At 47.6% G+C, this 8681-nt stretch carries 11 protein-coding genes; 9 read left to right on the plus strand and 2 right to left on the minus strand.

What is annotated here, in order from left to right; translation table 11 throughout:
• The first annotated feature begins 98 nt into the window (after positions 1 to 98).
• On the plus strand, positions 99 to 1064 hold the full coding sequence (locus tag LRP50_RS24830; RefSeq protein ID WP_274167081.1) for an isoaspartyl peptidase/L-asparaginase family protein: 966 nt from the start codon (positions 99 to 101) through the stop codon (positions 1062 to 1064).
• An 82-nt stretch (positions 1065 to 1146) separates the two neighbouring features.
• Here the strand turns inward: LRP50_RS24830 and LRP50_RS24835 are convergent, their stop codons facing one another.
• Positions 1147 to 1371, minus strand: a complete 225-nt coding sequence (locus LRP50_RS24835) for a SlyX family protein (RefSeq protein ID WP_274167082.1) — start codon at positions 1369 to 1371, stop codon at positions 1147 to 1149.
• Between the two features lie 4 nt (positions 1372 to 1375).
• On the minus strand, positions 1376 to 2362 hold the full coding sequence (locus tag LRP50_RS24840; RefSeq protein ID WP_274167083.1) for a WD40 repeat domain-containing protein: 987 nt from the start codon (positions 2360 to 2362) through the stop codon (positions 1376 to 1378).
• Positions 2363 to 2481: 119 nt separating this feature from the next.
• On the opposite strand from LRP50_RS24840, the gene fkpA reads away from it, so the two are divergent.
• From fkpA to fusA, 8 genes are all read left to right on the plus strand, one after another.
• Positions 2482 to 3237, plus strand: a complete 756-nt coding sequence (fkpA, locus tag LRP50_RS24845; RefSeq protein WP_274167084.1) for an FKBP-type peptidyl-prolyl cis-trans isomerase — start codon at positions 2482 to 2484, stop codon at positions 3235 to 3237.
• Between the two features lie 195 nt (positions 3238 to 3432).
• Positions 3433 to 4155, plus strand: a complete 723-nt coding sequence (locus LRP50_RS24850; RefSeq protein WP_274167085.1) for a helix-turn-helix transcriptional regulator — start codon at positions 3433 to 3435, stop codon at positions 4153 to 4155.
• Positions 4152 to 4544, plus strand: a complete 393-nt coding sequence (gene tusD, locus LRP50_RS24855) for a sulfurtransferase complex subunit TusD (RefSeq protein ID WP_274167086.1) — start codon at positions 4152 to 4154, stop codon at positions 4542 to 4544. Before LRP50_RS24850 ends, tusD begins: the two co-directional genes overlap by 4 nt.
• Positions 4545 to 4554: 10 nt before the next feature.
• Entirely contained in the window at positions 4555 to 4911 is a 357-nt protein-coding gene (gene tusC, locus LRP50_RS24860; RefSeq protein WP_274167087.1) for a sulfurtransferase complex subunit TusC, read from the plus strand.
• 7 nt (positions 4912 to 4918) lie between these two features.
• The gene (gene tusB, locus LRP50_RS24865; RefSeq protein WP_274167088.1) at positions 4919 to 5212 is read left to right on the plus strand and encodes a sulfurtransferase complex subunit TusB; all 294 of its coding nucleotides are present in this window, start codon (positions 4919 to 4921) and stop codon (positions 5210 to 5212) included.
• Between the two features lie 179 nt (positions 5213 to 5391).
• Positions 5392 to 5766: a 30S ribosomal protein S12 gene (gene rpsL, locus LRP50_RS24870; protein ID WP_038181303.1), complete on the plus strand. Its 375-nt coding sequence runs from the start codon at positions 5392 to 5394 to the stop codon at positions 5764 to 5766.
• A gap of 97 nt (positions 5767 to 5863) precedes the next feature.
• Positions 5864 to 6334: a 30S ribosomal protein S7 gene (rpsG, locus tag LRP50_RS24875; RefSeq protein WP_028025941.1), complete on the plus strand. Its 471-nt coding sequence runs from the start codon at positions 5864 to 5866 to the stop codon at positions 6332 to 6334.
• A 72-nt stretch (positions 6335 to 6406) separates the two neighbouring features.
• Complete coding sequence (gene fusA, locus LRP50_RS24880) at positions 6407 to 8503, plus strand: elongation factor G (RefSeq protein WP_274167089.1); 2097 nt, start codon at positions 6407 to 6409, stop codon at positions 8501 to 8503.
• Positions 8504 to 8681 lie beyond the last annotated feature (178 nt).

The following is an 8681-nucleotide window of genomic DNA, read 5'->3' on the forward strand; positions in this document are numbered from 1 at the left end:
GGGAGAAGAAGTTCCTAGGTAAGAGCAAAGCGCTTTACACTGAGCGAAGAACCATTTAACTCTTGCAGTAATCAGTCCCCGATAATGAAGGAATCGCCATGTCCCACTCTTTCTCGATCGCTATTCACGGCGGTGCAGGCACTATTGTTCGTAGCTTGATGACACCGGAGCTTGAACAAGATTACCGTCAAGCCTTGGCGCAGTCTGTACTGGCGGGTCATGCTGTGCTCGTTGCGGGTGGTCATGCTGTGGACGCAACGGTCGCTGCTGTCACTGTGATGGAGGATAGTCCCCTGTTTAACGCCGGAAAGGGCTCGGTGCTGACGCATGATGAAACGGTGGAAATGGATGCCTGTGTGATGGATGGGCAAGATCTCGATGCTGGAGCGGTCACCTTGATACGTCATATCAAAAACCCCGTTCAACTGGCCTGCGACGTGATGCGAAAAAGCCCACATGCCATGTTGGCGAGTGAGGGCGCGGAGACGTTTGCATTCAAAGAGTGCGGCTATGAGTATACCGAGCAGGATTACTTCTTCACGGATCGTCGATACAAAGAACTACGTGCAATGAAGAAAACGGGTGGCGTTGCGCTGTCTGAAACTCGTTACCCAGATGAAAAAAAACACGGCACAGTGGGAGCGGTGGCACGTGATAAGAACGGTAATCTTGCAGCAGCCACAAGCACTGGTGGCTTGACGAATAAGCGCTGGGGACGAGTTGGAGATACTCCCATAGTTGGTGGTGGTAACTACGCACGCAACGGCAATGTGGCGGTGTCTGCCACAGGGATGGGCGAACTTTTAATGCGTTGCACCGTGGCGGGTGATATTGCAGGGCGTATGCAGTATGGCAACGCGAGCATCGAACAGGCCTGTCGCGAAGTGATTCATGGCGACTTTCTTGATCTAGGTGGCGAAGGCGGTGTGATTGCGATTGACGCAAACGGTAAGGTTAACTTTGAACTGAACTGTGCGGGAATGTACCGAGCGACGGTTGATGAAAGTGGAAATGCGTTAGTGGCGATATTTGCGGATGAGGATCTGTCGTTAGTTAGCGAGTAATGAGAGGCGAGGTTCGAGTGAGAGAGCAGTTTAATATCTTTGCTCTTTCTCGTTCCTCGCGAACCGCATCTACTGGCATCTCTTAGTAATGCGGAGGTGGCGTTTCTTCGTTCATGCTCGCAATGTTAGCCGGCTCCATAGCTTTTAGCTTGGTGACGAGAAAAGCAATCTGCGTATTCATGCGGTCAATGTTTTTCTGCTGGCCTGTTAACGCATCATTGAGCTCTTCAATGGTGTGTTCTTGAAAGGCTTGCTTGATTTCCAGATCTTCAATCTGCTTTTGTAGCTGTTGTTCAAATTCGGTCATGTTCTTAATCTTCCTGCGCTATCCAAGCCTGTGCGATACCTGCGGAGGTGCCAGATATAACGCGTCCAGTTGGATCAATGGCGACATCATACACCACCGCGCTTGGTGGCCGAGTATTTTGTTGTTCTTCTGCTAACCAACGGCCTAGGTTGTCTCCGGTCGCGGTATTCCAGTACTCAATCCGTCGACCAGGTGTACCCGTCACCAATTTGGTACCGTCATCTGAAAAGCGTGCCGTCGAAAAGTTGGCATGGCGCTGGAACATCTGTAGTTGGCTCATTGGCTCGCCCGTGGATAAATCCCATATGATGGCTGAATCATCACCATCAGCGGAAAACGCGAATTTTCCGCTACGATGTAATTCCACACGAGTAATGCGATGTTCGTGCGCGAACTCATTCAATATTTGACCGGTTTCCGTGCTCCAGAAGTAGGCGTTGTGATCATTACCGCCAGACATGGCGTATTTGCCGTTAGGAGCGAGAGAGACGCTGTTGACTTTATCGTTATGAGCAAGGAACTCTAAGCGTCTTCCAGTGCCTAAGTCTACGAACAAGGCTTTGCCGTTAGACAGCGCGAGCAGAATTTTCTGACCGTTATTGCTGATATCAACATCGCGAATAATACCGTCTGATATCGACCACAGGCCTTCAGCTTGCCCCCATGCGAGATCCCACACTGCAAAGTTTTGTGAGGTGGCAGAAATCGCATAACGATTGTTATCGGAAATCTGGCTGGCAATGACAGTGTTCTTGTTTGGGTCCTGATAACCAAAATCGGCAAGTTGCTTGTTTTGGACTAAATCCCAAAGAACGATGCCTTTTTCAGTGGATGCCATCAGGGCAAAGCGCCCATCTCGGCTGAGGCTGAAACTGGTCACGCCATCCGGCTGAAGCGTCCAACGCTGGGCTTCGTGGGTAGAGTGAAAGCATCCTGAAAGTGCTAACAGTGTCAGAAATAAGCAAATTGTGCTGGCGAATTGTCGCGTCACCCTTGTGTTCCTTATCTTGGACCCCTATAACGTCGAGTATATTGATTGTTTTGGGCTTTCGCATTGTTCTCGCGTAAGCGAATAAGAGAAATGTGGTTTTTATACCAACGGAGTAACGAATGAAATCAGTTTTTAAAGTGTCATTGCTAGCGGCAACCGTTGCATTGGCAGTCGGTTGTCAAGAAGACGCGAAAGAAGAAACAGCGAAAGTAGAAGCACCTGTGGCCGTTGAAACTGTCACCTTTGCGACCGAAGATGATAAAGCAGCCTACGCGATCGGTGCATCGTTGGCGCAATACCTAAAAGCGAACCTTGAGCAACAGAAAGAAATTGGTTTGGCATTGAGCTCTGATTTGGTTCTACAAGGTGTGCAAGACGCATTTTCAGATAAATCAAAACTGAGTGATGAAGAAGCGCAAGCTACGTTACAAGCGCTGGATCAGCGCGTGGCTGAGTTGGCACAAAAGCAAGCACAAGAAAGTGCTGCTGTGGCAGTTAAAGCGGGTGAAGAGTTCCGTGCACAGTTTGCGAAAACTGAAGGCGTAACAACCACTGATTCGGGCCTGATGTACCTTGTTGAAACCATGGGCGAGGGCGATAAGCCTGCAGCGGAAGACACTGTTGTTGTGCACTACAAAGGTACGCTGACGGATGGTAAGCAGTTTGATAGCTCGTATGATCGTAATCAACCAGCCACTTTCCCGCTTAATCGCGTGATTCCTGGTTGGACTGAAGGTGTCCAGTTGATGCCTGTTGGCTCTAAGTTCAAATTCGTCATTCCTTCAGAGTTGGCATATGGCGCGCAAGATACGCCAACCATTCCTGCTAACTCAACGCTGGTATTTGATGTTGAGCTACTAGAAATTAAAAAGTAATCATTACCGAACGAGCGCCACTGGATAGTGCCAGCTGTGATGTTCGCATTGGATTACTTGAAGCCCCGACTGTTGTCGGGGTTTTTATATCTTTTGAACCAAGTCTGTTAGACTTGTCGCTGTATTTTAAATATTGCAGATTTCGTTTATCTTTTGTCCGTTGATGAGCGAAAACTAACAAAAGGAAAGCAGGCCGTGGTATCAACAGACAGTTTGGGTTCAGATGTGATCGTCGACAGTGACTTTATCGAAAGTAATCCGTTCACAGAGCAAGACTACACAATCCTAAAGTCCTATGAAGCCGTTGTAGACGGTCTGGCTGCATTGATTGGCCAACACTGTGAAATCGTGTTGCACTCCCTCGAAGATTTAAATACGTCAGCGATTAAAATTGCTAACGGTGAAAATACAGGGCGTCAGGTAGGCTCACCGATCACCGACTTAGCGCTACGCATGTTGAGAGATATTGAAGGATCTGAGCGAAACTTCTCTCGCGCTTATTTCACGCGAGCGAAAGGGAATACCCTGATGAAGTCCATCACGGTAGCCATTCGTAATGGCGATAACCGAGTGATTGGATTGTTGTGTATCAATATCAACCTCGATGCCCCCTTCTCTCAAGTACTTCAAGCCTTTATGCCAACAGAAGAGGCCCGTCAGGCGGTATCCGCGGTTAACTTCGCGAGTGATGTTGATGAGCTTGTCGACCAAACCGTTGAGCGTACGATAGAAGAAATTAACGCGGATAAATCGGTCTCGAACAACACCAAGAATCGCCAGATTGTGATGGAGCTGTTTGATAAAGGTATTTTTGATATCAAAGATGCTATCAATCGCGTCGCGGATCGCCTCAATATTTCTAAACACACCGTGTATCTCTATATTCGCCAACGTAAAGGTGAGGACGGGGAAAGATGACACTCAACTATGTCATCGTGGTGAGTGCACCTGTCTATGGGCGTCAGTCGTCAATGACAGCGTATCGTTTTGCCGAAACGCTCGTGGCGCAAGGGCATAAACTATCCAAAGTTTTTTTCTATCAAGATGGCGTGTCTAACGCCTCTTCGCTAACCGTGCCTGCGAATGATGAATTTGATTTGGTGTCGGCGTGGCAAGCATTGGCGAAAACTCATCAAGTAGAACTCGAAACCTGTGTTGCCGCTGCGCTTCGTCGTGGGCAAGTAGGCGAGGATGAAGCGAAGTTGCATGGCTTGTCTTCATCGAATATGGCGGACGGTTTTTCTCAAGCGGGACTAGGTTCACTATCTGAAGCGCTGCTTACTGCTGATCGCGTTATTCAATTTTGAGAGAGTGGACATGAAGAAATTAGGGTTTGTCTTTTCATCCGCACCACATGGTTCTGCTGGTGGGCGTGAAGGGCTTGATGCTGTGCTCGCCACCTCAAATTACAGCGAAGACATCACATTATTCTTTGTCGGTGATGGAGTGATGCAATTACTGGCGAATCAGCGTCCTGATAAAATAGGCTGCCGCGACTATATTTCTACGTTCAAAATGCTCTCCCTTTGTGATGTGGAAGAAATCTATGTGTGTAGCTCGTCATTGAAAGAGCGTGGATTGCATCAATCACCGTTGGTCATTGATGCAGATATTGTGTCATCAACGACGATTTCCGAGCGACTTACTCAGTGCTCGAAAGTACTTCAGTTTTAAAGGACAGATGATGCTTCATACCGTCAGCTCTTCCCCTTTTTCATCCTCATCATTGAGCAATTGTCTGCGTTATTCTGACGTAAACAGTGAGATCTTACTGATCGAAGACGCCGTGATCGCCGCAATTGACAGCGGACAGTGGCAACAAACACTGACGTCGTGCGGACGCCGAATTTATGTGCTTCGCGAAGATGTAGTCGCGCGAGGTATAAATGAAGAAAACATTAAATCAGCAGAACTTGTTGATATTAAAGGTTTTGTGTCGCTAACCGAGCGGCATGTCACGCAAATGAAATGGTGAATTTCGCCACTTTCGACTAGCGTAAAAGTTCAGGATTGCAGCGTTTACAATTTGCGCGATGCAAAGATCGTTGTATAAATCTTGACACCTAAATAGACCACGCCTAAAATTTCGCGTCCCTACTTTTGTGGGGCATAGATTTTTCACACTTATACGTAAGTAATATCAGGAGCTATTTAATGGCAACTATCAACCAGCTGGTACGTAAACCACGCGTTAAGCAAGTTGCGAAAAGCAACGTGCCTGCGTTGGAAGCGTGTCCGCAAAAACGTGGTGTTTGTACTCGTGTTTACACTACCACGCCTAAAAAACCTAACTCGGCTCTACGTAAAGTTTGCCGTGTTCGCCTGACTAACGGTTTTGAAGTAACTTCATACATCGGCGGTGAAGGCCACAACCTGCAAGAGCACAGCGTTGTTCTTATCCGCGGCGGTCGTGTAAAAGACCTTCCAGGTGTGCGTTACCACACCGTTCGTGGTGCACTTGACTGTGCAGGCGTTAACGACCGTAAACAAGGTCGTTCTAAGTACGGTGTGAAACGTCCGAAGTCTTAATGGAATCCGTTAAGTAAGGCCAAACACTAATTAATTTGTAATTTTGAAAAAACTGAAAAGTTTTGGATAAAACCTGAAGAAGACAACGGAGAATTCCATGCCACGTCGTCGCGTAATTGGTCAGCGTAAAATCCTTCCGGATCCTAAGTTCGGATCAGAACTGCTGGCAAAATTTGTAAACATCGTAATGGTTGACGGTAAAAAGTCGACTGCAGAAAAAATCGTTTATGGTGCACTAGACATCATGGCAGAGCGTTCTGGTAAAGAGCACCTGTCTGTGTTTGAAACAGCTCTTGAAAACGTACGCCCTGCGGTAGAGGTTAAATCTCGCCGTGTTGGTGGTTCAACTTACCAAGTACCAGTAGAAGTTCGTCCGGTTCGCCGTAACGCACTTGCTATGCGTTGGTTGGTTGAAGCAGCGCGTAAGCGTGGTGAAAAATCTATGGCTCAACGTCTAGCTAACGAAATGCTAGATGCATCTGAGAACAAAGGTACTGCGGTTAAGAAACGTGAAGACGTTCACCGTATGGCTGACGCTAACAAAGCGTTTGCTCATTACCGCTGGTAATACCTTTTTAGGCGCGGCATCTGCCGCGCCTAAACCACATTCTAAGGTTGACCTTAGTAAGAGGATACTACTGTGGCTCGTAAGACCCCTATTGAGCGCTACCGTAACATCGGTATTTGTGCTCACGTAGACGCAGGTAAAACTACAACAACAGAGCGTATCCTGTTTTATACCGGTCTTTCTCATAAAATTGGTGAAGTGCACGATGGTGCCGCAACCATGGACTGGATGGAGCAGGAGCAGGAACGTGGTATCACTATCACATCCGCTGCGACTACAACCTTCTGGCATGGTATGGATGCACAATTCGCTGAGCATCGCATCAATATCATCGATACCCCAGGACACGTTGATTTCACTATTGAAGTCGAACGTTCTTTGCGCGTATTGGATGGTGCAGTCGTTGTATTCTGTGGCTCTTCTGGTGTTGAACCTCAGTCTGAGACTGTTTGGCGTCAAGCCGACAAATATCAAGTTCCTCGTATGGTTTTCGTCAATAAGATGGACCGTACAGGCGCAGACTTCTTGCGCGTAGTTAATCAAATTAAAGATCGACTAGGTGCTAATCCTGTTCCAATTCATTTGAATATTGGTTCAGAAGATGAGTTTCGCGGTGTTATCGACCTTATTAAAATGAAGGCGATAAACTGGAATGAAGCTGATCAAGGGATGACCTTCAGTTACGAAGAGATCCCTGCGGACATGCAAGAGTTAGCAGAAGAGTGGCATCAAAACCTAATTGAAGCGGCTGCTGAAGCAAACGAAGAGCTGATGGACAAATACCTCGAAGATGGGGAATTGACAGAAGCCGAAATCAAGCAAGCATTGCGTGAACGCACCCTAAACAACGAAATCGTACTGGCAACTTGTGGTTCTGCATTTAAGAACAAAGGTGTTCAGGCGGTGCTAGATGCTGTTGTTGAATACCTTCCTTCACCAGTTGACGTGAAAGCGATCAATGGTGAAGACGAAGATGGCAATGTGATCGACCGTCATGCAGACGATAACGAACCATTCGCAGCACTAGCATTCAAAATCGCCACTGACCCATTTGTTGGTACGTTAACCTTCCTGCGTGTTTACTCAGGTGTGGTGAATACTGGCGACACAGTTTATAACTCTGTGAAGCAAAAGCGTGAGCGCTTTGGCCGTATCGTTCAGATGCACTCGAATAAACGCGAAGAGATCAAAGAGATCCGCGCGGGTGACATCGCGGCGGCAATTGGTCTGAAAGACGTGACGACGGGTGACACCCTTTGTGCACTAGAATCTAAAGTGATTCTTGAGCGCATGGAGTTCCCTGAGCCTGTTATTCAGATCGCCGTAGAGCCTCGCTCACAAGCTGATCAAGAAAAAATGGGTATCGCGCTGGGTAAACTGGCGGCAGAAGACCCATCATTCCGCGTTGAAACGGATATAGAGTCAGGACAAACCCTGATCTCTGGTATGGGTGAGTTGCACCTCGACATCATTGTCGATCGCATGCGCCGCGAATTCAGCGTTGAATGTAATGTAGGTAAGCCTCAGGTGGCATACCGTGAAACCATCCGTGGTAATGCTGAAGTCGAAGGCAAGTTCGTTAAGCAATCAGGTGGTCGCGGTCAGTATGGTCATGTATGGATCAAACTGGAGCCGTCTGAACTCGGCGAAGGCTTTGTCTTCGTTGATGAAATCGTTGGTGGTTCAGTACCAAAAGAATACATCAGTTCAGTGTCTAAGGGCATTGAAGAGCAGATGAGTAGTGGTGTCCTTGCCGGTTACCCAGTACTTGACGTAAAAGCCACCTTGTTCGATGGCTCTTATCATGATGTTGACTCCAACGAAATGGCGTTTAAAATCGCTGCATCTATGGCCTTTAAGAAAGGAGCGCTCGAAGCGCAACCTGTTATTCTTGAGCCAATGATGAAAGTGGAAATCACCACTCCAGAAGACTGGATGGGTGATGTAGTGGGTGACTTGAATCGCCGCCGTGGTTTGATTTCCGGTATGGACGAAGGTCCTGCTGGTTTGAGAATCATTCGCGCACAAGTACCGCTGGCTGAGATGTTTGGTTACGCAACTGACTTGCGTTCAGCGACTCAGGGCCGCGCATCTTACTCTATGGAATTCAGCGAATACGCTGATGTTCCAAAGAATGTTGCTGACTCAATCATCGCACAGCGTTGTTGATTAGTAGCTTTGATGTTGGCATTGTTCGCCAGCATTGATAAAAACTTCTGATCGCACTTACGACGGTAGGTGCGACTCATAACTAGGAAGGAACACGATCGTGTCTAAAGAAAAATTTGAACGTACGAAACCGCACGTAAACGTTGGTACTATCGGCCACGTTGACCACGGTAAAACT

The organism is Enterovibrio gelatinilyticus, from assembly GCF_028683095.1.
In the GTDB taxonomy this organism is placed as follows: Bacteria; Pseudomonadota; Gammaproteobacteria; order Enterobacterales; family Vibrionaceae; genus Enterovibrio; species Enterovibrio gelatinilyticus.

Excerpts from the sequence above, each read along its gene's own strand:
- LRP50_RS24830 (WP_274167081.1), top strand. The coding sequence starts at position 99 with ATGTCCCACTCTTTCTCGATCGCTATTCACGGCGGTGCAGGCACTATT.
- LRP50_RS24835 (WP_274167082.1), bottom strand. The coding sequence starts at position 1,371 with ATGACCGAATTTGAACAACAGCTACAAAAGCAGATTGAAGATCTGGAA.
- fkpA (WP_274167084.1), top strand. The coding sequence starts at position 2,482 with ATGAAATCAGTTTTTAAAGTGTCATTGCTAGCGGCAACCGTTGCATTG.
- tusD (WP_274167086.1), top strand. The coding sequence starts at position 4,152 with ATGACACTCAACTATGTCATCGTGGTGAGTGCACCTGTCTATGGGCGT.
- tusC (WP_274167087.1), top strand. The coding sequence starts at position 4,555 with ATGAAGAAATTAGGGTTTGTCTTTTCATCCGCACCACATGGTTCTGCT.
- tusB (WP_274167088.1), top strand. The coding sequence starts at position 4,919 with ATGATGCTTCATACCGTCAGCTCTTCCCCTTTTTCATCCTCATCATTG.
- rpsL (WP_038181303.1), top strand. The coding sequence starts at position 5,392 with ATGGCAACTATCAACCAGCTGGTACGTAAACCACGCGTTAAGCAAGTT.
- rpsG (WP_028025941.1), top strand. The coding sequence starts at position 5,864 with ATGCCACGTCGTCGCGTAATTGGTCAGCGTAAAATCCTTCCGGATCCT.